At 40.5% G+C, this 23560-nt stretch carries 25 protein-coding genes and 1 pseudogene; 17 read left to right on the plus strand and 9 right to left on the minus strand.

The annotated features are described in order from the left end of the window. Window positions 1-196 precede the first annotated feature (196 nt). The 4 genes from ACQKKK_RS24735 to ACQKKK_RS24750 all read left to right on the plus strand — a co-directional run bounded on the left by ACQKKK_RS24735 (window position 197) and on the right by ACQKKK_RS24750 (window position 4151). A complete protein-coding gene (locus ACQKKK_RS24735) occupies window positions 197-874 on the plus strand; it encodes a response regulator transcription factor (protein ID WP_427619778.1) in 678 nt (225 codons plus the stop codon). After that, window positions 871-2250 carry a sensor histidine kinase gene (locus ACQKKK_RS24740; protein WP_427619779.1) on the plus strand — a complete coding sequence of 460 codons (1380 nt, stop codon included), beginning with the start codon at window positions 871-873 and terminating at the stop codon, window positions 2248-2250. The genes ACQKKK_RS24735 and ACQKKK_RS24740 overlap by 4 nt, the downstream gene beginning before the upstream one ends. A gap of 120 nt (window positions 2251-2370) precedes the next feature. Then, complete coding sequence (locus tag ACQKKK_RS24745; RefSeq protein WP_427619780.1) at window positions 2371-3477, plus strand: ABC transporter permease; 1107 nt, start codon at window positions 2371-2373, stop codon at window positions 3475-3477. After that, window positions 3474-4151 (plus strand): ABC transporter ATP-binding protein, encoded by a 678-nt coding sequence (locus ACQKKK_RS24750; RefSeq protein WP_427619781.1) that lies wholly within the window; start codon window positions 3474-3476, stop codon window positions 4149-4151. The genes ACQKKK_RS24745 and ACQKKK_RS24750 overlap by 4 nt, the downstream gene beginning before the upstream one ends. 217 nt (window positions 4152-4368) lie before the next feature. On the opposite strand, the gene bioC is transcribed toward ACQKKK_RS24750, so the two are convergent. The 3 genes from bioC to bioF are packed head-to-tail and all read right to left on the minus strand — an operon-like array spanning window position 4369 to window position 7125. Further along, window positions 4369-5190, minus strand: a complete 822-nt coding sequence (gene bioC, locus ACQKKK_RS24755; protein ID WP_427619782.1) for a malonyl-ACP O-methyltransferase BioC — start codon at window positions 5188-5190, stop codon at window positions 4369-4371. Continuing rightward, complete coding sequence (locus tag ACQKKK_RS24760; RefSeq protein WP_427619783.1) at window positions 5180-5929, minus strand: alpha/beta fold hydrolase; 750 nt, start codon at window positions 5927-5929, stop codon at window positions 5180-5182. The genes bioC and ACQKKK_RS24760 overlap by 11 nt, the downstream gene beginning before the upstream one ends. Next, complete coding sequence (gene bioF, locus ACQKKK_RS24765) at window positions 5926-7125, minus strand: 8-amino-7-oxononanoate synthase (protein ID WP_427619784.1); 1200 nt, start codon at window positions 7123-7125, stop codon at window positions 5926-5928. The genes ACQKKK_RS24760 and bioF overlap by 4 nt, the downstream gene beginning before the upstream one ends. A 505-nt stretch (window positions 7126-7630) precedes the next feature. Between bioF and ACQKKK_RS24770 the strand changes: the two genes are divergently transcribed. The 10 genes from ACQKKK_RS24770 (at window position 7631) to ACQKKK_RS24815 (ending at window position 17489) form a co-directional block, all read left to right on the plus strand. Beyond that, window positions 7631-8470: a YitT family protein gene (locus ACQKKK_RS24770; RefSeq protein WP_427619785.1), complete on the plus strand. Its 840-nt coding sequence runs from the start codon at window positions 7631-7633 to the stop codon at window positions 8468-8470. 169 nt (window positions 8471-8639) lie between these two features. Then, window positions 8640-8825, plus strand: coding sequence for a hypothetical protein (locus tag ACQKKK_RS24775; RefSeq protein ID WP_427619786.1), 186 nt, complete (start codon window positions 8640-8642; stop codon window positions 8823-8825). 372 nt (window positions 8826-9197) lie between these two features. After that, window positions 9198-10487: an ABC transporter substrate-binding protein gene (locus ACQKKK_RS24780; protein ID WP_427619787.1), complete on the plus strand. Its 1290-nt coding sequence runs from the start codon at window positions 9198-9200 to the stop codon at window positions 10485-10487. A 191-nt stretch (window positions 10488-10678) separates the two neighbouring features. Then, on the plus strand, window positions 10679-11539 hold the full coding sequence (locus ACQKKK_RS24785; protein ID WP_427619788.1) for a carbohydrate ABC transporter permease: 861 nt from the start codon (window positions 10679-10681) through the stop codon (window positions 11537-11539). Further along, window positions 11539-12357: a carbohydrate ABC transporter permease gene (locus ACQKKK_RS24790; protein ID WP_427619789.1), complete on the plus strand. Its 819-nt coding sequence runs from the start codon at window positions 11539-11541 to the stop codon at window positions 12355-12357. The genes ACQKKK_RS24785 and ACQKKK_RS24790 overlap by 1 nt, the downstream gene beginning before the upstream one ends. Before the next feature lie 57 nt (window positions 12358-12414). Continuing rightward, complete coding sequence (locus tag ACQKKK_RS24795; protein WP_427619790.1) at window positions 12415-13449, plus strand: LacI family DNA-binding transcriptional regulator; 1035 nt, start codon at window positions 12415-12417, stop codon at window positions 13447-13449. Window positions 13450-13677: 228 nt separating this feature from the next. Next, entirely contained in the window at window positions 13678-14400 is a 723-nt protein-coding gene (locus ACQKKK_RS24800; protein ID WP_427619791.1) for a ThuA domain-containing protein, read from the plus strand. Window positions 14401-14418: 18 nt separating this feature from the next. Next, window positions 14419-15441 (plus strand): Gfo/Idh/MocA family protein, encoded by a 1023-nt coding sequence (locus ACQKKK_RS24805; protein WP_427619792.1) that lies wholly within the window; start codon window positions 14419-14421, stop codon window positions 15439-15441. Between the two features lie 17 nt (window positions 15442-15458). Beyond that, window positions 15459-16499 (plus strand): Gfo/Idh/MocA family protein, encoded by a 1041-nt coding sequence (locus ACQKKK_RS24810; RefSeq protein ID WP_089362554.1) that lies wholly within the window; start codon window positions 15459-15461, stop codon window positions 16497-16499. A 21-nt stretch (window positions 16500-16520) separates the two neighbouring features. Further along, window positions 16521-17489 carry a sugar phosphate isomerase/epimerase family protein gene (locus ACQKKK_RS24815; RefSeq protein ID WP_427619793.1) on the plus strand — a complete coding sequence of 323 codons (969 nt, stop codon included), beginning with the start codon at window positions 16521-16523 and terminating at the stop codon, window positions 17487-17489. Between the two features lie 104 nt (window positions 17490-17593). On the opposite strand, the gene ACQKKK_RS24820 is transcribed toward ACQKKK_RS24815, so the two are convergent. Beyond that, window positions 17594-17803, minus strand: coding sequence for a hypothetical protein (locus tag ACQKKK_RS24820; protein ID WP_427619794.1), 210 nt, complete (start codon window positions 17801-17803; stop codon window positions 17594-17596). 150 nt (window positions 17804-17953) lie between these two features. On the opposite strand from ACQKKK_RS24820, the pseudogene ACQKKK_RS24825 reads away from it, so the two are divergent. The 3 genes and pseudogenes from ACQKKK_RS24825 to ACQKKK_RS24835 all read left to right on the plus strand — a co-directional run bounded on the left by ACQKKK_RS24825 (window position 17954) and on the right by ACQKKK_RS24835 (window position 19181). Further along, window positions 17954-18476: pseudogene (locus tag ACQKKK_RS24825) on the plus strand (sigma-70 family RNA polymerase sigma factor). Further along, window positions 18434-19039, plus strand: coding sequence for a hypothetical protein (locus ACQKKK_RS24830; protein WP_427619795.1), 606 nt, complete (start codon window positions 18434-18436; stop codon window positions 19037-19039). The pseudogene ACQKKK_RS24825 and the gene ACQKKK_RS24830 overlap by 43 nt, the downstream one beginning before the upstream one ends. Further along, window positions 19029-19181: a hypothetical protein gene (locus ACQKKK_RS24835; protein WP_427619796.1), complete on the plus strand. Its 153-nt coding sequence runs from the start codon at window positions 19029-19031 to the stop codon at window positions 19179-19181. The genes ACQKKK_RS24830 and ACQKKK_RS24835 overlap by 11 nt, the downstream gene beginning before the upstream one ends. A 46-nt stretch (window positions 19182-19227) precedes the next feature. Here the strand turns inward: ACQKKK_RS24835 and rluF are convergent, their stop codons facing one another. From rluF to brnQ, 5 genes are all read right to left on the minus strand, one after another. Further along, complete coding sequence (gene rluF / locus ACQKKK_RS24840) at window positions 19228-19935, minus strand: 23S rRNA pseudouridine(2604) synthase RluF (protein WP_427619797.1); 708 nt, start codon at window positions 19933-19935, stop codon at window positions 19228-19230. 115 nt (window positions 19936-20050) lie between these two features. Then, on the minus strand, window positions 20051-20341 hold the full coding sequence (locus ACQKKK_RS24845; RefSeq protein ID WP_427619798.1) for an EamA family transporter: 291 nt from the start codon (window positions 20339-20341) through the stop codon (window positions 20051-20053). Further along, window positions 20338-20481: a hypothetical protein gene (locus ACQKKK_RS24850; RefSeq protein WP_427619799.1), complete on the minus strand. Its 144-nt coding sequence runs from the start codon at window positions 20479-20481 to the stop codon at window positions 20338-20340. The genes ACQKKK_RS24845 and ACQKKK_RS24850 overlap by 4 nt, the downstream gene beginning before the upstream one ends. A gap of 623 nt (window positions 20482-21104) precedes the next feature. Then, window positions 21105-22037, minus strand: a complete 933-nt coding sequence (locus tag ACQKKK_RS24855) for an aldo/keto reductase (RefSeq protein WP_427619800.1) — start codon at window positions 22035-22037, stop codon at window positions 21105-21107. Between the two features lie 123 nt (window positions 22038-22160). Next, window positions 22161-23492 (minus strand): branched-chain amino acid transport system II carrier protein, encoded by a 1332-nt coding sequence (gene brnQ, locus ACQKKK_RS24860; protein ID WP_427619801.1) that lies wholly within the window; start codon window positions 23490-23492, stop codon window positions 22161-22163. Between the last annotated feature and the right edge of the window lie 68 nt (window positions 23493-23560).

Consider the following 23560-nt stretch of genomic DNA (forward strand, 5'->3'; position numbering starts at 1 on the left):
AAAAAGTAACCATAAGGAAAAGGCAGCCAAGGTGTTTATGAATACCTTGGCTGCCTTTTTGTTTATCTTTTCTTTTTGCCTATTAGTGGCAAACTAATTTATAAGGAACTGGAATTAGTATTTGTTGTTTTACAGGTTTAATTATTGCTATTGTATGTTTAGGTAGGGCTATAGAAGAAGTGGAGATGTGGTTTCTTTGATACATATATTAATTGCGGATGATGATCGGCATATTCGGGAGTTGCTTAAATTTCACTTGGAAAAGGAAGGGTACATGGTATTCGAAGCGAAGGACGGGAATGAAGCTTCCTTGATACTGGAGAAGGAACGGGTCCATCTGACGGTTGTTGATATTATGATGCCGTTTAAAAACGGACTGGATCTTTGTAAGGAAATCCGGGATCAATATGATCTGCCGGTCATTTTATTGACAGCTAAAGATCAACTTATCGATAAGGAAAAGGGGTACTTTGCGGGTACTGATGATTACCTCGTAAAACCATTTGAGCCACGGGAACTTCTATTTCGGATAAAAGCTCTATTGCGGAGGTACCGTATGGTGAATTCTGAATCCATCTTACTGAATCAAACGGTGATTGACCGTAAAAGTTATGAGGTTCGAATAATGGGGAATACGCTGCTCCTGCCGCTTAAGGAATTTGAGCTGCTGGCTCAGCTGGGGAGTTTTCCTGATCAGGTCTTTACACGTGAGCAGCTTATTGAATTGGTGTGGGGTGCTGATTTTGAAGGGGATGATCGGACTGTTGATGTCCATATTAAACGGTTAAGGGAACGTTTTTCCGGGCGGACCGATGATTTTGTTATAAAGACTGTCCGTGGCTTAGGTTATAAACTGGAGGTCAACAAGAAGTGAAAACACTCTATTTCAGGATAGTTATTCAAACCATTTTGATCATGGTTCTTGCCAGTGTCATCGCTTTTTTAATTTCCAATGTCTATTATCATAAAGTTCAAAAACCTTACAATGGTGAGAAGATAAGTAAAGTGGCAAGTGAGATCGTCTCCTTATATGAGGAAAATCCAGATCAGGATATTGATGACTATTTAAATCATATTGCGGGATTGCACTATCAAATGTATCTATTTAATGAGCAGGGTGAAGGTACTTTATATGGTGAGCCGTTTCGGGAAACGGCTTTGGATCCAGACACGATTTCTGGAGTTTTAAACGGTGAGACCTATCAAGGGATCGCCAATTATAATAATGGGTTATTTATTACCGGATTTTTTGAAGATGTATTGATTAATAGCATTGGGGTTCCCATGAACGTGAATGGCGAAAAGCATGCATTGTTTGTAAGGCCGAATATAGAGCTGCAGTTTGGAGAATTCCGCTTTTTCCTTGCAGTTTTGCTTGTACTCACGCTCCTTCTCAGTTTTTTATTCGTGATCATTAACACGCGTTTCATTGTTAAGCCGATTACGAAATTAACGGAAGCTACAAAAAGAATCGCTGATGGGGATTATAGTAGTGAATTGAATGTCACCCGAAGCGATGAGATCGGGGATTTGGCACAGCATTTCTCGAAAATGACCCATAGTATCCAACGGTTGGATGAAATGAGACAGGAGTTCGTATCGAATGTATCCCATGAAATTCAATCTCCGCTCACATCGATCCAAGGTTTTTCCCAAACCCTCCAATCGGAGGAGTTAACAAAGGAACAAAGAGATGAATACTTGTCCATTATCGAAAAAGAAAGTAGGCGCATGTCGTTGTTAAGCAAACAGCTGCTAATGCTTGCTTCCTTGGATAAAGAGGATGACCCGCTGCAACGGTCTAGTTTTGATTTAGCACAACAAATAAGGCAAGTGATGTTTATGTTGGAATGGAATTGGCGGGAAAAAGATATGGTGATTGAAATGGATTTACCATCAACCATCATTTCTGCTGATGAGAAACTATTAAACCAAGTATGGACCAATTTGATAACCAACAGTATTAAATACTCCGAAAGCGGCAGTTCGATCGATATTCGGATAAAAAATATAGGCAGTCTTGTAGAAGTGATGATCGCGGATACGGGGATGGGAATTCCAGAAGAAGACCTCCCTTATATCCTGGACCGCTTTTATAAAGTCGACAAAGTTCGAAACCGGAGTGAAACAGGTAGTGGCCTAGGACTTTCTATAACGAAAAAGACGGTGGAACTTCATGGAGGAACAATTGAGGTTCAAAGCGAACTTGGCAAAGGGACCACTTTTTATATCCGGTTGCCCCTTATGTAATCATTCGTTCATCTTCCATTCATATTGATTGATTACAATCAATTTATACCGATTGAACGTCAAGCACATTATGACATTAGTTCATCTCAATCGGTAACAAAAGGAATGGGAGATGAAATAATGTTTTTAGCAATACGTGAACTAAAACATTCAAAGTTACGTTATCTGCTTATTGGATTAATCATGATTTTGGTCGCTTTGCTTGTCTTTATTATTTCAGGATTAGCTAATGGACTATCTTCAGATAACGCTTCATCTATACAAAACATGAATGCCGACTATTTCGTTATGGAGCATGACTCTAAAAATAAATTGAACCGATCGATCATATCCATGGAAAAGCTGGATGAAATCCGTGATTCATCGGATGTTAAAGCAGCCGAAGGACTTGGGCAAATGATGACCACATTGAATAAAATCGGCTCAACGGAAAAAACGGATGTCACGATTTTTGCGACCAATGCCAATGGTATTTTAGCACCGAAGGTCATTGAAGGAAGGAACTATGATAATAAGAAACAAGGTGAAGTTGTTGCTGATCGTTCTTTAAAAGAGGTTGGCTATAAATTAGGTGATTCATTAAAAGATGACCTATCAGGTAAGGTCTTCACCATTGTTGGTTTTACTGAAATGCAGTCTTACAGCCATTCGCCGGTTGTTTACATGAATGTTAAGGAATGGCAGGAGATTAATCCTGCATTGAAAAACCAAGGGAAAGATTCAATCAGCACGATAGCAGTGCAAATGGAATCAAAGGCAGAGGAAAATGTACGTGAATCATTGCCTGAAGATGTAACACTCATTTCAAAAGATGAATCACTTCAGAGTATACCAGGGTTTAAAGAGGAACAGGGTACATTGACGATGATGATCGCTTTCTTGTTTGTCATAGCAGCATTCGTGCTGGCTGTATTCTTTTATGTGATTACATTGCAAAAAACCAATCAATTCGGAGTTCTTAAAGCACTCGGTGCCAATACGGGTTATCTGGCAAAAAGTATCGTTGGTCAGGTCATGCTGCTTGCCGTGGCCTGCATTGCCATTAGTGTTGCACTGACATATGGCGTCACTTTAATCATGCCAGAAGGAATGCCATTTGAATTGAGTACCGATTTGGTCATTAAATATTCCGTGTTACTTTTGGTTGTATCAGTATTGGGTTCGCTGTTATCACTATACCGAGTAGCGAAGATAGATGCGATCGAAGCAATAGGGAGGGTATCATGATGGGTGATAAGTTAATATTTGAAAATGTCAGTAAGGTTTATGGAGAAGGCGAGAATAAGGTGACAGCTCTTGATCATATTTCCCTGAATGTGGGAGCGGGGGAATTCGTCGCCATCGTGGGTCCATCAGGCTCAGGAAAAAGTACTTTTCTTTCCATAGCAGGTGCGTTACTTTCCCCGAGTAAAGGTCGCTTACTTCTGAATGGTGAGGATATTACATCACTATCCCCAAAGGAATTGACTCGAGTGCGCCTTGAAAAAATCGGATTTGTATTCCAGTCGTCGAACCTGGTGCCATATCTAACCGTACGGGATCAGCTTCTGCTTATTGCTGAACTGATTGGCAAACGGAATAAAAAAGCTGTGAAAAAAGCGGACGAATTGCTTAGCCACCTTGGACTTGGACATCGGGCAGATCACTTGCCAGAAGCAATGTCGGGCGGAGAGCGGCAGCGTGTAGCCATCGCCCGTTCGCTGATGAATGATCCTGAAATCATTTTAGCGGATGAACCAACGGCAAGTCTTGATTCCAAAAGAGGCAGGGATGTTGTTGAAATGCTTGCACTAGAGGTGAAGTCAAGAAATAAAGCGGCCATCATGGTAACGCACGATGAAAGAATGTTAGATTTATGTGATCGAGTGGTCAATATTACAGATGGCAAGGTATTTGGATGAGTTATACTTAAAACACACGCCCTTGAGTTGAACCGCCGCATCTCCAAAGGAATTAGGAGAGGCGGCGGCCTGAACTCTCTGAAATACTAGATGGAACCGTTATAAATAATTTTATAGGAATGGGCTGCAATTATGTAAGCAAAAGGCAAAGCCATATTTTTATATGCGACTATAAGAAAAGGATACAATGCTGGTACCCCCGACCGTTCTCTTCGGATTAATTATGTTTTTTTATTTTAAAGAACAAACAGTGATAGGTTGCTTTCACACCTGATTCATCTCGGTATTCTCTGTCGTATATATTGATTAACTCCCGAAAAAAGGAAGGGCGCTGGCAGTAGTTTTCTTTGTTGCTGTTAGCAGCACCAATCTTTTTGATTGAAGTGAAAAATTCACGTACTGTCTGAAAGTACTCTAGTTCAAGCGCTTCCATTTTTGTCATCTCGATTGGAAATGCTGATGAATTGGGGATTGCTTCTTCACAAACTTGGGATAATTCTTCTAGTGTGTAAAACATTTGGCCTGGTGAACTACCAATGATAAGTTGAAGCTTTTCTTTCGCATGTTCATAGGACATATGAAGCTCTTGAAAGGTTTTAATACCGAACGTCGAAAATATCAGGCTTCCTTCAGGCGTTAATTGCGTAAACAATTTTTCAAGTGTTGCAGGAAGGTTATTCAGCCATTGAAACGTTGCATTGGAAATAATCAAGTCGTAGTTTCCATGGAGTTCCATTTCTTCGATGTCAGCACATAAAACAGTAACACGATCTTCCTTTGTCAGTCCTTTCGCCACTTCAACCATTCCTGGTGCTAAATCAACAGCCGTAATAACCGCATTAGGAAATGTTTTGACGAGTAACCTGGTTAAGTATCCAGTGCCGCAGCCAATTTCAAGAATATTGATTCTATGATTGGTGTTTTTTTGAGGAAGCAAATCCACTAATTGTTTTGCCATGTTTTTTTGAACATTGGCATACGCATCATATGTTTTCGCGTGTTCACTGAACCGCTTACTTAACAATCGTTTATCTATCATGAATGTACTCCTTTTGAATAAATGTATTTATATGCTCCATACATTCCAGTGGTTTTGTGAAAAATGGAATATGACCAGCGCCTTCGATAATATGAACCTTGGCTTTCCCACCCAGATTTTCTTTAATGAAAGATGAGGCTTCGAGTGGACAAATTTTGTCTTCCCTCCCGTGAAGCAATATAACGGGTGCTTCAATCCGGTCGAGTCTTGCCCTAGCATCTTTCTGAAGTAAATAATCCAAACCCTTAAGAAGCGAAAACACATCATCTCCATGAAACTTGTGTTGAATTGTTTTGTTGAATTGATGATAAAAACCTTCTTCTTTTTCAGCTTCGGAAAACATTGCTTCATAAAAAGAAGTCAAAGTCTTCTCTTTATTACGCTGTAGTTGTTTCTTCATCCGCTCGACAATAAGTGGATTCCAGCCAAATGAATAGTTTTCATCCGTGGTAAACCGACTTGTAGCGCCAAAAAGGATAAAACCTTTTATTTTTTCTCGATACGAACTTGCAAGTTCAAGTGATACTAGTGATCCTAATGACCAGCCAAGTAAAAAAGAAGGACCATCGATGGAAGTGATTATGTCTATGACTCTTTCTTCAAAGTCATTTAATGCTTTCATATCTCTCCATTCTAAAAATGAAAGGTTAAATGCTTCAGACAGCGGCTTGATTAACGGTTGAAATGCTCCTTCTTCCATTCCCCAGCCAGGAAGCATGATTAAATTCGGCTTTTTCATTCAATAACACCCATTTCTTTCCCAATAATCGAAACCTTTTTAACTGCCCAATCAAGATCTTCTTTATCGTGGAGAGCTGTCACGGTAAAACGGATTCTCGCTTCATTTTCAGGAACGGTCGGCGGTCTGACAGCAATAGCTGCAATTCCTTCTTTCTGCAAACGTGTGGCAAATTCCATCGCTTTTTCGTTTTCCCCGATGACGATAGGAACAATTTGTGATCGACTTCCACAAATATTAAACCCATAATATGTGAGTTCTTCTCGAAAGTGTTCTGAATGTGCTTGGAGCAGTGAGCGGCGTTCTGGCTCTTCTTGTACAAGCTCAATCGCTGTTTTTATAGCACCGAGTATGGCAGGGGGAAGTGCAGTTGAATATATGAATCCGCGCATGCGATTTTTTAAATAGTCGATAAGCCATTTTTTTCCGACAACATAGGCCCCGAATGAACCGAGCGCTTTACTGAATGTTCCCATTTGGATATCTATTTTATTTTGAAGATGGAGATGACCGGCATAGCCTTCACCGTTTTTACCGTAGATACCGCTTCCGTGTGCTTCATCAGTCATTAACATTGCGTTATAACGTTCTTTTAACCGGACAAGGTCTTCAAGGTAAGCAAAGTCACCGTCCATGCTGAAGACCGTATCCGTCACGATTAATTTACGTGCTTCAATCGCTGATTTTTTCAATAATGCTTCTAAATGATCTAAATCATTATGACGATAGCGTATATGCTTTGCACGGCTCAAAAGAGCTCCATCGACAATGCTTGCATGATTCAATTTATCGCTATAAATAAAATCGTTACGAGACAGCAGGGTGGAGATAATTCCTAGGTTTGCGTTATATCCACTGTTGATAATGAGACCTGCTTCTGCTTTCTTCCAATTGGCAAGAGCTTGTTCTGCTTGCTCATAAAGAGGATGATTGCCAATGATTAAACGTGAAGCCGTTGCTCCTGCACCATATGTATGTACTGCATCAACCATAGCCTTTTTCAACCGTTCATCTCCTGCATATCCTAAATAGTTATTGGAAGCAAGGTTTAGCATCCTATGACCGTTGATAACAAGCCATGGCTTCTCGGCAAATACCGTTGTGACGAGTTCACGTTTTTGCGATATCTCTTCTAAATAAGCCAGTTCTTTCTTTATTTTTTCTTCCCAACCAGGTAATTGTTTTTCACTGTGCATGGCCATTCTCCTTTTGGTATATGTTAACTTAAATCGGTTTAGGTTGACATATAAAACATTCTAATCATGACTCTATAAAACTGTCAAGCTTTGAAAAGGAACATGATAATAAAATAATTATCCATAGATCAGGGAGATAACGAGGGGCGAAAGAGGAGAACTATTATCAGCATTCTGATTAGAATTTGTCCTTTGAACCATGTAGTGGAGCCAGTATGAGTAAACTAACATTTGACCATAACAATAAGTTATAAGGGGAATTATGATGGCTGCTGTTTTCCATGGGCAGCAGCTTTGTTAAGCTAATGTCTAAAAGAGCTTAGAAAAAATTAGTGCCTTTATACGTATTAAGCTTATTCATTGAAGATAATCTAACTACCAAGGTAGTCTTTTTGTTAAACCTTCAAATGTTTAAAGGATTAAATGGAATTCCATGTTACTATAGAGCAGTGAAATTAACCTATTTCTTTCACATTAACCATTAAATAAAGGAAGGTAAGTAAATATGAAAAAGATTTCTTTAGATGTTTTATTTATATTAATAGGAGCTTTTATTTTCGCTTTGGCAATAAATCTTTTCGTTATTCCCAATGAACTTGGTGAGGGAGGAGTCACGGGGATAACCATCATTTTATTTTATCTTTTTGAGTGGTCACCAGGGCTGTTAAGTTTGATCATTAATGCTTTCCTGCTCATTGTCGGTTATAAATATCTGTCGAAAATGACAACGATTTATACCATCATCGCCGTTGCATTCAACTCGCTTTTCCTTCATTTAACCGAAAGTTGGAATATATCTTCCGATGAAATGGTCATCAATGCGATATTTGGAGGGGTTTTTGCCGGAGCAGGGATTGGTATAATCATTCGAGTTGGAGGTACTACTGCCGGTACAACGATCCTAGCCCGAATTACGAATAAATATTTGGGATGGAGCTTAAGTTATGGACTTCTGTTTTTCGATTTAATCGTTGCGTTCTCATCTTATTTCATCATTGGCGCAGAAGGTCTGATGCTTACTATCCTAATGCTTTATATTGGAACAAAAACGATGGAATTCATCATTGAGGGATTGAACCCGAAAAAAGCGATTACCATCATATCAAATGAAGCGGACCAGATTGCAAAACAAGTGACGGTATTGATGGACCGAGGGGTAACCGTTTTTAGCGGTCATGGATACTATACAAAAGCATCCAAGGATATTTTATATATCGTTATAAGTAAGCAAGAGGTACTCAAATTAAAGAGAATTGTGCAGTCAACGGATAGCAATGCTTTTATAGCCATACATGACGTTCGGGATGTATTTGGTGAAGGATTCCTGGATATCTCGAAGTCCTGAAGCAATCTGTCGGGAAGCTGATATGGTTAGTTCGAAATGAAAAGGCCTAATAGGCTTTTTTATTTTGCAATGTAAAAAAATCTGTAAATTCCAAATAATTTGTTATATTATGTAAGTAAGAAACCACACACCCTGAGGAGTGCAGCCATTAAATATGGAGGTGTCTAAGATGATCCTTTTAAAAGTGGATGACAGAAAGTTTGGGAAAAGCAATATCAAGTACAGTGTAGTTGATAAGGAAACGAATGAATTGATCATTAGTGGTGTGTTTAAAGAATTTGGACAAGCAAGCGATAAATATTATGAACTAAAAGATGAATATGGTTCATCCAATGTGCAGATGGTATTGAGGTGAAAAGAGGGGGACCGTTGGGTTTCCCTTTTTGAGTACTAATGTCAGAGGTGAAAGTGGCCCGTACAATAAATTAGTTTTTATAATCGGAAAAAGGAATAATCAATGGTTTCTGAATCATATAATTAGATTGAGAAGGTTTCGAATATCCTTTTTTTACAATATACTACAATTTAATTGTAAAGTATGTAATTTAGTGGTAATATAAAGCGCATAAATGTAAACGTTTGCAAAGAGGTTTGTGAGGAGGTGATGTAAAAGAAGTGCGATAGACTATGCAAATCGTAGAATGAAAGGTTTTTATTTTACTATTTTTATGCAAACGTTTTCTTAAAATTGCATGAATATTATGAAAAAAAGGGAGAGTCGGTAGGCATGAATCGTAAAAAATGGTACGGAGGAATCTTTTCTGTTTTATTAATTTTTAGTGTGATTTTGGCTGGATGCTCTTCTTCTACTGGTGGAAACAGCGACTCTAAGGATAAAGTGACTCTGGATATATTTCAATTCAAGGTAGAATTCAAGTCGCAATTCGAGTCATTGGTAAAACAATATGAAAAAGAAAATCCAGATGTGAAGATCGAGATATCGACAGTTGGCGGTGGAAATGATTATAAATCAGCCATTACGGCAAAGTTTGCTTCAGGTGAGGAGCCAGCGGTTTTTAACATTGGCGGACCTGTAGATGTCAAACAATATAAAGATAGATTATCAGATTTAAAGGACACGAAGGCAGCGGCAGCAGCACTTGATGGCACTTTGGATGGCGTGGAAGAGGACGGGCAAGTTCTCGGACTTCCATTTAACCAGGAAGGATACGGCTTTATTTATAACAAACGGATATTTAAGGAAGCCGGAATCAATCCTGAAGAAATTACAAGTTATACAGCACTAGAGGCGGCAGTTAAGAAAATGGATTCACAGAAAGACAAATTGAAAATCGATGCAGTTTTCGCTTACCCGGTTAAAGAGAAGTGGGTGACAGGAAACCATTTATCCAATGTATTCTTAGCACCGGAGTTTGATGGGAATGTGTTAGAAGCAAGCAAGTCTCCAACTGTTAAATTCACGGATGGTGACAAGTTTAAACAAATGGTCGATATCCAAAATAAATATTCCGTCCAGCCGACAACAAGTCTTGATTACTCCCAACAAGTGGAAGAGCTGTTCTCACTTGAAAAGGTTGCAATCATTCAGCAAGGTAACTGGGTGTATAACACAGTGTATGATATGGACCCGGAATTAGCGGAAAAAGGCATTGGTATCATTCCGATTCCTAATGGAGACAAAGCAGGAATGCCAGTCGGAGTACCGAACTATTGGGCAGTGAACAAGAAATCGGATGAAAAGGTACAGGAAGAAGCGAAGAAGTTCCTCGACTGGATGTATACATCTGAAGAAGGGAAAAAAGCCGTTTTGGAAGATTTTAAATTCATTCCTGCTTATGAAGGATATGATGTAGAAAAAATAGCCGATCCAATTTCAAAAGAAATTTATAAATACTCCCAAGATGGAAACACGATTGGGTGGGTGTTTAATGGATATCCGGTTGGTTGGAATGATGCCCTTGGTGCAAGTGTCCAAAAGTACGTAACTGGTAAATTGACGTGGGATGAACTTGTCCAACAGAACATTGAAAATTGGGAGAAGATTCATAGCAAATAATTGTTCGGAATGGCAAATGACCAATCGGCATGAAAAGTGTGTCGATTGGTTGTTCCTGTTACAAGAAAGTAGCTAAGGGAAATTGCGTAATATGGTATTCATCATTTACTAACCTAGTCATGATCGATGATTTTTAAATAATTTTTTTAAAATCCGTTATCTATTAAATCATTTCAAGGAGGTCGGTTTCGTTGAGAAATCGGGATGCCGCATATTGGCTGTTTTTGACACCTGTTCTTGCTGCACTCATTTTGGTGGTGATCGTGCCACTCATCTACGGATTTTATTATTCCTTTACGAATTGGAACGGTCTAGGGACGCCAGCTTTCATCGGTCTTAAGAATTATATGAATTTGTTTACGGATAAAGGGTTCCTGGATACATTTTGGTTCACCATTAAATTTTCCATAGCGGCAATTGTTGTAATCAATGTCATCGGATTAAGTTTGGCTCTTATCGTGACATCGAAAATCAAATCAAGCAACATACTGCGGACAGTTTTCTTTATGCCCAATTTAATTGGCGGATTGATCCTCGGTTTTATTTGGCAGTTCATTTTCATTAAGGTCTTCGGTGCGATTGGTGACTTGACTGGGATCGAGGCATTTAATGGATGGTTATCAACGACAGAAACAGGTTTTTGGGGATTGATCATATTAACGTCATGGCAAATGGCCGGGTATATCATGATCATTTATATTGCATATCTGCAGGCTGTTCCTGAAGACTTGATCGAAGCAGCAAAAATTGATGGGGCTAACAGCTTCCAGCGTTTTCGCCATATCACCTTCCCGCTTGTGGCACCTGCTTTTACCGTCAGTTTGTTTTTGACACTGTCACACTCGTTCAAGATCTATGATCAAAATCTTTCTTTGACGAATGGAGCTCCCTATAATTCAACCGAAATGGTCGCGATGAACATTGTAAAATCCGCTTTCACGGAAAATGATATGGCATATGCACAGGCAAAAGCCGTAATCTTTTTCGTAATCGTGGCGGTAGTTTCATTGACACAAGTTTATATCAATAAAAAACGGGAGGTTGAGCTGTAATGAGGGAAAAATGGAAATTGTGGCTGATTGGTTTCATCGGATTCATTTTAGCCGTATTATGGCTCACTCCGTTTTATTTAATGATTGTCAATGCTTTTAAAATGAAGCGGGATATATTTGCCGATACACTGGGACTGCCTGAAACCTGGACATTCGAAAACTTCATTCAAGCTTTCGAGCAATTGGATTTCCTCCGGACTTTATTCAATTCTTTATTGATATCGGGCGTCAGTGTAGTCATTATTATCATCTTTTCTGCGATGGCAGCATATGCACTTTCCCGAAACAAAAGTAAAATAAGTTCCTTGCTTTTCTTTGTGTTTGTAGCAGCCATGTTGATTCCGTTTCAGTCTGTGATGATACCGCTTGTTGCCCAATTTGGACAGTTTGGGATGTTGAACAAGGCCGGACTGATTTTCATGTATTTAGGTTTTGGCTGCAGTCTTTCCATATTCCTATACCATGGTACATTAAAAGGGATTCCCATCTCACTTGATGAAGCAGCTAAAATTGATGGTGCAAACCGATTCCAAGTATTTTGGTATATCATCTTTCCATTACTAAAACCGATGTCCATTACAGTTGGGATCTTAAATGTCATTTGGATATGGAATGACTATTTGTTGCCATCCCTTGTTATTGGTGGCGAGGGATCGGAGACCATTCCGCTTAAATTGTTCTTCTTTTTCGGGCAATATACGAAACAATGGCATCTTGCCTTGGCTGGACTTACTTTATCCATCATTCCAGTCATCATTGCGTACTTTTTTGCTCAAAGGCAAATTATCAAAGGAATTGCAGATGGAGCCGTTAAATAACTATTTAAATATAGGGAATATTAAACCATATGCGGTGAACGGGGAGTGGTGATGAATATGTCTGTTACAATAAAGGACGTTGCCAAAAAAGCGAATGTCGCTCCATCAACGGTATCGCGTGTAATTCATAACAGCCCGACAATAAGTGAAAAGACAAAGCGTAAGGTACGCAAGGTATTAAAAGAAATGGGCTATCATATGAATGAAAATGCCCGCAACTTAGTCACGAAGTCGACAAAAGCCATTGGAATCGTCATGAAAAGTTCCGCAAGGGAATCACTTTATAATCCCTTTTTTCCAGAAGTGATCCGAGGCATCGGGGATTTCTGCAATAAAGAGGGGTACAGTCTTTCTCTGACAACCGGCGAGACGGAAGATGCCATCTTTGAGGATGTCGTGAAAATGGTTCAGGGCAGAAGAGTGGATGGTATGATTGTTTTATACTCTAAAAAGGACGATAAAGTGGTGCCGTATTTAATAAAGCAAGGGTTTCCGTTTGTTTTGATAGGGAAGCCTAGTACGAACATGAGCGGCATCACATTCATTGATAACGATAATGTTCAAGCGGCCAGGGAAGTAACGGAATTTGTAATCAGCCTTGGACATGAGCGAATCGCCTTTTTAGGAGGCAGTCCAGAGTTTGAAGTGATTCAAGCCCGCTTGACAGGGTTTCAACAAGCGATGGAACAGGCTGGATTGGATGTACCACAGGAATATATCAAATTGATCCCTTTAAATCGAACGGATGGCATAAAGGCGATTGATGAATTGCTGGAATTAAGTAAGGCTCCAACCGCTTTTTTGGTTATGGATCTATTATTGGGAGTTCTTTTGCTTGGAGTTTTAGCTGAAAAGAACTTGAAAGTGCCGGAGCAAATTAGCGTCGTCTGTTTTAATCATTCAGAATTCATAGAGTTTTTAAGTACGCCGCTTACAACGGTTGATATCCATACGTATCAGTTAGGATATGAGGCGGCAAAATGCGTGTTCGATATCATTGCAAATCCTGAAATGATGGAAAAGAGTATAAGGATACCTACCAAAATCATAAAGCGGGAGTCGCATTTTATTGCTGAAAAGGAAATTAAATGAAAAATGTAGAAATGTTTTACCAATTAAAGCTTGATTTTTGATAACATAAATTTACAATATAGATTATCACTATTATTTTTGAAAATTCATACTTTCTATAAGCTAATAAGTATGTTCTGATAATCGATTGAGGTTTGATCACGTTTAACGCAAACGTTTGCGTTATGAATAAAGAGGGATAGTTAAAAATAGCAAGTTGCCGACAAATTAATATGGAGGAGATTGTTCATGAGAGTCCTAGTATGGAATGAGTTTCGTCACGAGAAAACAAAGCCTGAAGTAGCCGAAGTGTATCCAGATGGAATCCATGGGGCAATTGCCGGCTTTTTACAAAGTGAGCAGGTCGAAGTGAGGACGGCTACTCTCGATGAAGAAGAACATGGATTAACCGAAGAAGCACTGAAACGTACAGATGTACTTCTATGGTGGGGCCATGTTGCACATGATGAAGTTCAGGATGAAATCGTTACGAGAGTTCAGAAGCGGGTACTCGAGGGAATGGGTCTCATCGTCCTTCATTCCGGTCATTTCTCAAAAATCTTCAAACAGTTAATGGGCACGACTTGCGATTTGAAATGGCGGGTGGCGGATGAGAGGGAAAGGCTCTGGGTTGTCGATCCCAGTCATCCGATCGTTGATGGAATCGGGGAATATATAGAGCTTGAGAAGGAAGAGATGTATGGGGAACATTTTGATATTCCTGCACCAGATCAATTAATATTTGTCAGTTGGTTTGAAGGCGGGGAGATCTTCAGAAGCGGTTGCACGTACCAGCGGGGAAAAGGGAGGATTTTCTATTTTCGTCCAGGTCATGAAACATATCCGACTTACCATAATCCAGAGATTCAACGGGTAATTAAGAATGCCGTTGAGTGGGTCAAGCCGGAATTTGGAATGGTAACGAACTATGGGAAAGCCGAACCGTTGGAATCCATATCAACAAAGAGCTGAAGTGAAGGAGAGAACAAAATGGGCAAAGTGAAGGTAGGAGTCATTGGATGCGGGAGTATCGCAAAAAATAGGCATTTTCCGGAGTATGATGCACATCAGGAAACAGAAATCATTGCCGTTTGTGATATTGTTCCAGACCGGGCGAATGCAGCAGCACAAAGGTATGGCGCCCAAGCATATACTGATTATATAGAACTTTTAAAGAATGAGGAGATTGAAGCGATCAGTGTATGTACACCGAATTACCTGCATGCACGCATCACAGTTGCGGCCTTGGAAGCAGGTAAGAATGTCCTTTGTGAAAAACCAATGGCCACTTCTTTAGATGACGCTGAAAAAATGAATGAAGCAGCAGCGAAAAGCGGCAAAATACTAATGATTGGTCATAATCAGCGTTTTGTTCCTTCGCATCAAAAAGCGAAACAGCTTATTGAGAGTGGGGAGCTAGGAAAAGTCTATAGCTTCCGGACGGCCTTTGGACATTCCGGGCCAGAGACCTGGAGCGTGGACGGACGGGAAAGCTGGTTTTTTAAAAAGGATCAGGCAGTCATTGGTGCAATGGGTGACTTAGGCGTCCATAAAGCTGATTTATTAAGGTATATCCTTGGAGAGGAATTTGTTGAAGTGGGAGCCTTTGTGGAAACGACTGCCAAGAAAAATACAGACGTTGATGACAGTGCGGCCTGTATCCTCCGGACGGAGAGCGGTATCATCGGTACTCTTACCGCCAGCTGGTCTTATGCAAAAGAGGACAATGCGACAGTTATCTATGCGGAAAAAGCGGTATTGCGCCTTGAAGACGATCCGAAATACTCACTGATCATCCATCATGATAATGGAAAGACAGAAACCATCCAATTAGGAAGCATCCAGACAAATGACTCTGATGGACAGCATGATTCCGAAGTGATCAGCCACTTTGTAAAATGTGTGGTGGACAATGAGGAGCCTCTTGTCTCTGGAGTTGAAGGATTAAAATCATTAAAAGTCATACTTGGCGCGATGGAATCAAATGCATCCCGAAAAATCATCCGCTTATAAAGGGGTTTATAGTCATCATGTACAAATTAAAAATGGGTATTATCGGTGCTGGCGGAATTGCCCAAAAAAGGCATATCCCAGCTTTTCAAAAATTTCAAGATAAGGTAGTTTTATACGCCATTCAGGATATAGATGAAATGAAGGCGCGAGAAGTGGCACGTGAATTTCATATCGAGAAAGTTTTCACCAATTATGAAGAAATGTTTGCTGAAGTGGATGCTGTTACGATTGCAACGCCAAACAAGTTTCATGCGGAGATTTCCATTGCTGCCCTGCAAGCGGGTGTACATGTGTTATGCGAAAAGCCGATGGCCATTACAACTGAGGAATGTAAGGCAATAACCGAGGCTGCAAACATATCGGGTAAAGTGTTATCGACTGCTTATCATTACCGCTTCATGAAAGAAGCCCAGGCTGCAAAGAAAATGATTCAGGCCGGTGAAATCGGTGAGCCGTATGTAGCGCGTGTACAGGCAATCAGACGCCGCAAAGTCCCTGGCTGGGGTGTATTTACAAGCAAAGAATTGCAAGGCGGGGGAAGCGTAATCGACTACGGCTGCCATTTGCTTGATTTGGCTTTATGGCTAATGGATGACCCAGAACCGATTGAAATCGTAGGTTCGACATATAATTATGTCAGTAAGGGTGTCGATCAGGTCAATCTATGGGGGAATTTCGATGCATCGGTATTTGAAGTGGATGACCATGCCACGGCTTATATCAAATTTGCCAACGGAGCATCTTTATTATTCGAAACATCATGGGCCGCGAATATCCGTGAAGAAGCAACTGTTTTGAGTTTATCAGGAACGCAGGGAGGACTTGATGTGTTCCCATTAGTCTTGAATCAGGCTAAGCACGGCATGCTATTAAATAGTGAGGCAGTATGGATGCCAGGGGAGGATACACCAGACCTGCAGCAGGCAGAGAACTTTATTGACAGCTGCCTAGGGTTGGTGGAACCATTGGTAAAGCCATCAGAAGCCATGAAAGTTTCAAAAATAATCGAAGCCATTTATCAAAGCTCGGCAAGTGGGAAGGTCATGAGCATAAACTAAAGAAAAGGTGAGGTGGAGCTTGTGAAATTAGGGATTTTTACAGTGCTATTTGCTCAAAAATCATTCGAGGATATGCTTGATTATGTTGCGGATTCCGGATTAAAAACAGTTGAAATCGGTACAGGCGGGTATCCAGGCAATATCCACTGTCCACTCGATGAACTGCTGGATAGTGAAGAAAAGCGCCAAAAATACCTGGAATCCGTTCAAACAAGAGGATTAACGATCAGTGCATTCAGCTGCCACGGCAATCCAATCTCTCCAGATAAAGCGTTCGCCAAAGAAAGTGATGAAACACTGATAAAAACAATCAAGCTTGCATCCTTACTAAACGTTCCGGTCGTCAATACCTTTTCTGGTACAGCTGGTGATCACGAAGGAGCAAAATATCCAAACTGGCCTGTCGCCCCATGGCCCAATGAGTATACAGATGTGCTGAAATGGCAATGGGAAGAAAAATTGATCCCCTATTGGAAAAAAGTAGCCGCCATTGCCGATGAACACAATATAAAAATTGGACTTGAACTGCACGGTGGTTTTCTCGTTCACACACCCTACACCTTGTTAAAACTGCGGGAAGCTACATCGGATGCAATAGGCGCCAACCTTGATCCAAGCCATCTTTGGTGGCAGGGCATCGAGCCAGTAGGGGCCATCAAAATTCTAGGGAAGGCGGGGGCAATCTACCACTTCCACGCAAAAGACACATACTTGGATCAGGATAACATCAATATGTATGGATTAACCGACATGCAGCCATATGGAAATGTCCAAAGCCGCGCCTGGAACTTTCGCTCAGTAGGATGCGGCCACAGCCTGCAAGATTGGTCCGACATCATGAGCGCCCTTCGCACATACGGTTACGATTACGTCGTCAGCATAGAACATGAAGATCCGCTAATGTCAGTCGAAGAAGGATTTCAAAGAGCGGTAACCAATTTAAAAACTGTCCTCATCAACGAAAGCCCAACTGATTTATGGTGGGTATAATTTATAGCCGATAACGAGCAGCCTATTAGAGGTTGCTTTTTATTTTGGCCAAAAAGCGGAACTCACGAGTAAAAGTGCGATACTCACGAGTAAAACATCGGATTTCACAAGTAAAGGAGATTTTTGACTGAAATAATGCGTGGATTGCCTGATAAATGAATCGAGATGAAGATGGTTTTATAAAAAAGCGTAACTAAATAAATAAAATAACCGTGGCTGAGCCAATTCACGAGTAAAACGGTCAAATTCACGAGTAAATGTGTGAAACTCACGAGTAAAACGGTCAAACTCACGAGTAAATCATTGAATTTCACGAGTAAAGGAGATTTTTGACTGAAATAATGCGTGGATTGCCTGATAAAACGAGTTGAATATGCGAAGCGATATACATAAGCACATTATTCTCAAATAGTTGAAACTTTTCCAACCCCGTTTTCCTCTAATAAGCAAAAGGAGGTTAGTTGATGAATGAAATCAAGCTGGTGAATAAGGCAATCAAGGGCGATGGTAAAGCTTTTGAGAAGTTGCTTGAGTTACATAGTGACCAACTTTACCGTACGGCATTTATATATGTCGGTAATCGTGAGGATGCCTTGGATGTTGTTCAGGAAACGGCTTATCAGGCATTTCGGGCTGTTCGAGAGTTGAAGAACAAGGATTATTTTTTAACGTGGGTAACTAGAATCCTCATACATTGTGCGTATGCCCTATTAAGAAAAAAGAATAGAGAAATACTCGTAGATCAACTTTTAGAGAATACAGAAGAACAAGTTCACTTCAATGACCATTCCTTGGATTTGAGTGCGGCTTATTAATTTACTGAACGAGCATTATCGGACGGTTATCTTGCTCTTTTATTATCGGGATATGTCTATTTGTGATGTTGCGGAAATCATGAGTGTTCCGGAAAATACAGTGAAAACATATCTCCATCGAGCGAAAAAATGTTTAAGAAAAAGGTCTTTCATGAAGAATATGAAAAAGTAGAAGTTCCTAAAGAAGATGTCTTAAAAGCTATTCAAATGGGAATAAAACAAGCAGTGCCGACTCGTAAAAAGCAGCTGCCTTTTGAGAAGGTAAAAACAGATGAAGTGAGCGAGAATGAAGAGGGCAGCGCTATCATTAAGTTTAATTCTATTATCGAAGGCCAATCTTCAACAACAATTAATTATTCAGTCGTTTTCTTAAAAGGTACGGAAAAAGATCAAATTAGAATGGATGATGTCTATGATGATCAAGGCAACCCGGTGCATGTTTCATCACACGGCAACATTTCTAAAGGAACGATGAAGGAGGGAAATCATGTGACGAAAAAAGGAAGGGCGATTATTCCGATGGCTCTTGCTGAAAAAACAAGTTATTTAGAAATTCATCCAAAGTTGGCCATTTATGAACCAAATCAATTCCTTGAATTGAACGAAAAGACACCTGTAGATGTTCATTCGAAACGTCAGGAACTGTCAGTAAAAGTAGAGAAGATGATTGTACAAGATAAAAAGTTCATCGTTGATTTCCAGATGAACATGGGTGGAAAAGGCAATGAACAATGATCAATTACGATTCAGAAAAACTTTCGACATTAGTGAGATTAAAGGTTTTGATGCGAAGGATTTTGTCTTACGAATTCAGTTGGATACGATGAGTTCGAATAACCCAGTTGAATTACCACTTGTAAAAATTCAATTGAATTAAAAGAAAGAAAGGATGCTCCAGAATCTGAGGGGCATCCTTTCTTTCTTTATCTCTGCCTAGGAGTATACTCCAACTCTTTGAATAGTTCCGATAATTCATCCTCGGTCAGGTCGCGCCATTGTCCGAGCGCCAGTCCGTCCAAATGGATATTCATGATTCGGATTCGATGTAAATCACGGACCTCATAACCTAGTGCTGAGCACATACGGCGGATTTGTCTGTTCAATCCTTGCATCAAGGTGATGTTGAATGTATATTTGGTCAATTGCTTAACCTTACATGGAAGTGTTTTCGTATCCAAAATCTCCACGCCGGATGACATATTTTGAATGAAGGAAGCGGTAAGTGGCTTATCTACGGTTACGATATATTCCTTTTCATGTTTGTTTTCTGCACGAAGGATTTCATTTACGATGTCTCCATCATTCGTAAGCAGGATCAGGCCACTAGAGTCTTTGTCTAGCCGTCCGATATGAAAAATGCGAAGCGGATGATTTACAAAATCAACAATATTTCCTTTAATGTGTTTTTCCGTCGTACTTGTAATCCCTATCGGTTTATTCAGTGCAATATAGACATTTTGCTGTTCCACTTTTATCGGCTTGCCATCTACACGAACATCATCACCGGGTTCAGCTTGACTGCCAAGCTCAGCAACTGTGCCATTAATCGTCACACGGCCATCGGCTATCCATTTGTCTGCGCCTCGTCTCGAGGTAATTCCGGATTCACTGATATATTTATTGATCCTCAACTAAAGCACACCTTTGCATTCAGATTTTCTTCTTTAAAGGATAACGTAAATCATGCTGGGTAGACAAGGGGAAAAGACAAGAAAGCGTTCGTAGGTTTTTAAATTCTGTACATTTTTACAAGTTCTTCATGAGAGCAGCCGGGTATTCTTTTTTCTTTTTACTTGTCAGATAAACACCAATGAAGACAAGGAGCCCGACCAGGAGTTGGACGAAAGTAATCGGTTGACCTAAAAGTAGGCTAAGAATGGCGGTAAAAACAGCCCAATCAGATTTAGATAAACCTCCAGCCTGGTTTGCATTGATATGACGAAGGGAAACATTCCAGAAAATAAAGGAGCCAACAGATGGGAAAATTCCAATGTATATGGGTCCTGTGATTGTTTTACAGCTTAAAACAAGATTCAATCCGGGGCCAATGTTTCAAATGGAGCGACGAGAATCAATCCGGGAAATACGGAAACGGCTGTGGCTGAGATGATCGGAACGTTTTTCAGTTTTTTACCGATTATCGAATAGAAGGTCCAAACGAGAATTGCCAGGATCATCAATAGGTCGCCTTTATAAGTGAGCTGGAAAATGTCCAGAAGGTGTCCCTTTGTTAAGCCCAATAAAACGCCGAAAGAAATGATAAGGCCGAGTGCATGATGGGGTAAAATTTTCTCCTTTAAAAGCAAGGGGGGAAAAAGAACAATTAATGCAGGGTTAATTGAATTGAGTGGCATTCATGGAAATTGTATAGGTCAGAGCCCAATAAAGGAAAAAATTATAACTGGTGATTCCAATTTGGCTTTTAAACCCATTGGCTAGAGGAAATAATAAAATAACCGCAATCAGCCATCGTGTAAATGTTAGTTGATGGGGGAAAGTTCGGTCACAACATATTTGCCGAAAATGTAATTACCGGCCCATAACAAATTTGCTAAGATAAGGAATTGATTGACAATAGTTTTTTTCTTCAGACAACCTCTTCTTCAATTGGTGGATTATTCACTAAATATAGCGAGATAGAAGACCCTAAGCAATCTCGAAAGGTAAGACGTTCAATGAATCAGATTAGGGTCAGATTTTTTGGAGGATAACCTAGGTAGCTTGGAACCACAGGTTAGGAATGGAGGTGGGATAAATCAAGAAAAGGCTGTTCAACAGCTGAACAGCCTTTCCTTCTATACTAAGCGAATATCGCACTGATTTCGGCAATTTCATCCATGGTTAGATTGACATCCAATGCTTTTAAGTTGCGTGTGACCTGTTCTGGCTTTTTCGCTCCGGGAATTAGCACATCTATCGAGTGCCGAGTTAAATACCAAGCTAGTACCACATCGGCGACATCGGCATGCTTCCTGTTGGCAATTGCCCGTACTTCTTCCACTTTTTGCAGGTTGCTTACATAGGCTTGTCCTTGGAAAAGCGGACTTTTAGCCCGGCCATCCTCGAATGTTGATTCCTGATTATATTTGCCGCCGAGCAGACCGGAAGCAAGGGGGAAATAAGGAATGAAGGAAATATTATTTTCGGCTGTATATGGCAGTAGATCTTGTTCTGCCTCCCGTTTGAATAGATTGTACTCGGATTGCAGGACATCGACATAGCCGTCTTTATTCGCTTCCTTCAATTGTTCGAACGAAAAGTTCGAGACTCCGATGGACTTAATTTTGCCTGCATCCTTTAATTCCTTTAAGGCACCTACTGCTTCATCTTTAGGGGTATCCTCATCAGGGAAATGGATATAGAATAAGTCGATATAGTCTGTTTGGAGCCTTTTTAGACTTGAATCCACGGCATTTTTCAGAAAGGCCGGAGAGTTATCAAAGACGATATTGCCATCAGAAAATTTATGTGCCCCTTTAGTGGCAAGGACTATATCCTCGCGTTTGCAACTCTCTTTAAGGATTTCACCGATAAGTTCTTCTGAACGCTCAGGACCGTAAATGTAAGCTGTATCCCAAAAGTTAATTCCCTCATCAAGAGCCGTTCTCAAGACGTCCCTTCCTGTGTCCTCACTTAGATTAGGGAATAGGTTATGTCCGCCAATGGCATTCGTTCCAAGGCCAATCGGATTTACATATAGATCTGTTTTACCAATACGGGTTTGTTTAGACATGTTACTTATCATCTCCTTTAACCCCATCATAACAAAAAGTGGATGGCATTTTCCAAAATAAAGCAATGCAGGCCGTCCAAAAAATAAGCAGATGATCTGTAAAATCATCTGCTTCCCTCATTATTATAATGTTTCGATTTCCAACTCCTCAGCTGGAGTTGTTTGTCCGATTTGACTGAGCAGAAGGCCAAAGGCAGTACCGACGATAGCAGGGATGATCCATTCCATACCGTAGGCAGAAAGAGGAAGGACATCACTCAACGTTTTCACGGGTCCTAATTGTAAACCGAATGCATTCAGTCCATCTATCAAGGCGAAAACTCCTGTGAAGGTCATTGCTATACGATATACTTTCTTAGGGTTTTTGAAATGACTGCTGAAGAATGTCAGGACAATCAAGACGATCGTTAACGGATAGGCCATCACAAGGAAAGGTACCGATACTTTTAAAATTTGATTAAGACCCATGTTTGAAAGGGTGAAACCGACGATTGTTACAATCAGAATGACGGTTTTGTAGTTCAGCTTGGGAAAAAGTTTCGAGAAGTACTGTCCGCAAGCGGTCGTCAATCCGACGACGGTGGTGAAACATGCTAAAGTGAAAATGATGCCCAGAAGGACCTTCCCGCCAGTTCCAAGTAAAAGGGTGGATGCGACTGTGAGGATATCCGTTCCGTTTTCGAATGACCCATCGGCTGCCATGCGTGCTCCCATTATACCTAAGGAGATATAAACTAATGAAAGCAATACACCAGCGATGAGACCCGCTTTTACTGTATATCTCGTCAATTGTTTTCGATCGGAAATCCCTCTTTGCTGGATTGAAGTAAGGATGACGATCCCAAATGCCAGGGCAGCTAAAGCATCCATCGTGTTGTACCCTTCTATGAACCCTTTCGAAAATGCCCCTGCTGCATATGCGTCTGTTGGAGCTTTGAATGGAGCATCAAGCTTTACGAACCCGACGACACAGAGAATGACCATGGACAAAAGTAGAATAGGTGTAATCCAGCGTCCCATGAAGGTTTCCATTTTTTTAGGATTCAATGAAATGGCATAAACGATGATGAAAAATATGGCTGTGAATATGAATAGGAATAGGGATTGATTCATTGAGTCGCCAAGATATGGCTTGAAGCCCATTTCATAGGCAACATTCGCATTCCGTGGAATGGCGAGAAAAGGTCCAATGCTTAAATAAATGACTACCATGAACAACGTGCTGAATAGAGGATGTACACGTGCCCCGATAGTTTGTGCTCCGCCTTTAACAAGTGAGACGGCGAGAAGCACTAAAATTGGCAGGCCGACTCCGGTGACGACAAAACCGGCAATGGCTGGCCAGAAAGAAGTTCCCGAAGACGCCCCTAAAAATGGAGGGAATATAAGATTCCCAGCTCCGAAGAACATTGAGAAAAGCATAAGGCCGATAAACAATGTGTCTGTTTTTTTCATGGTGATTCTCCTTTTTTTAAAATGATAACTCCCGCCGACTGGCCCGAAAAAGGTTATTGTAAGTGTTT

Origin of the sequence: Peribacillus sp. NPDC006672 (assembly GCF_050274955.1) — a bacterium.
In the GTDB taxonomy this organism is placed as follows: domain Bacteria; phylum Bacillota; class Bacilli; order Bacillales; family DSM-1321; genus Peribacillus.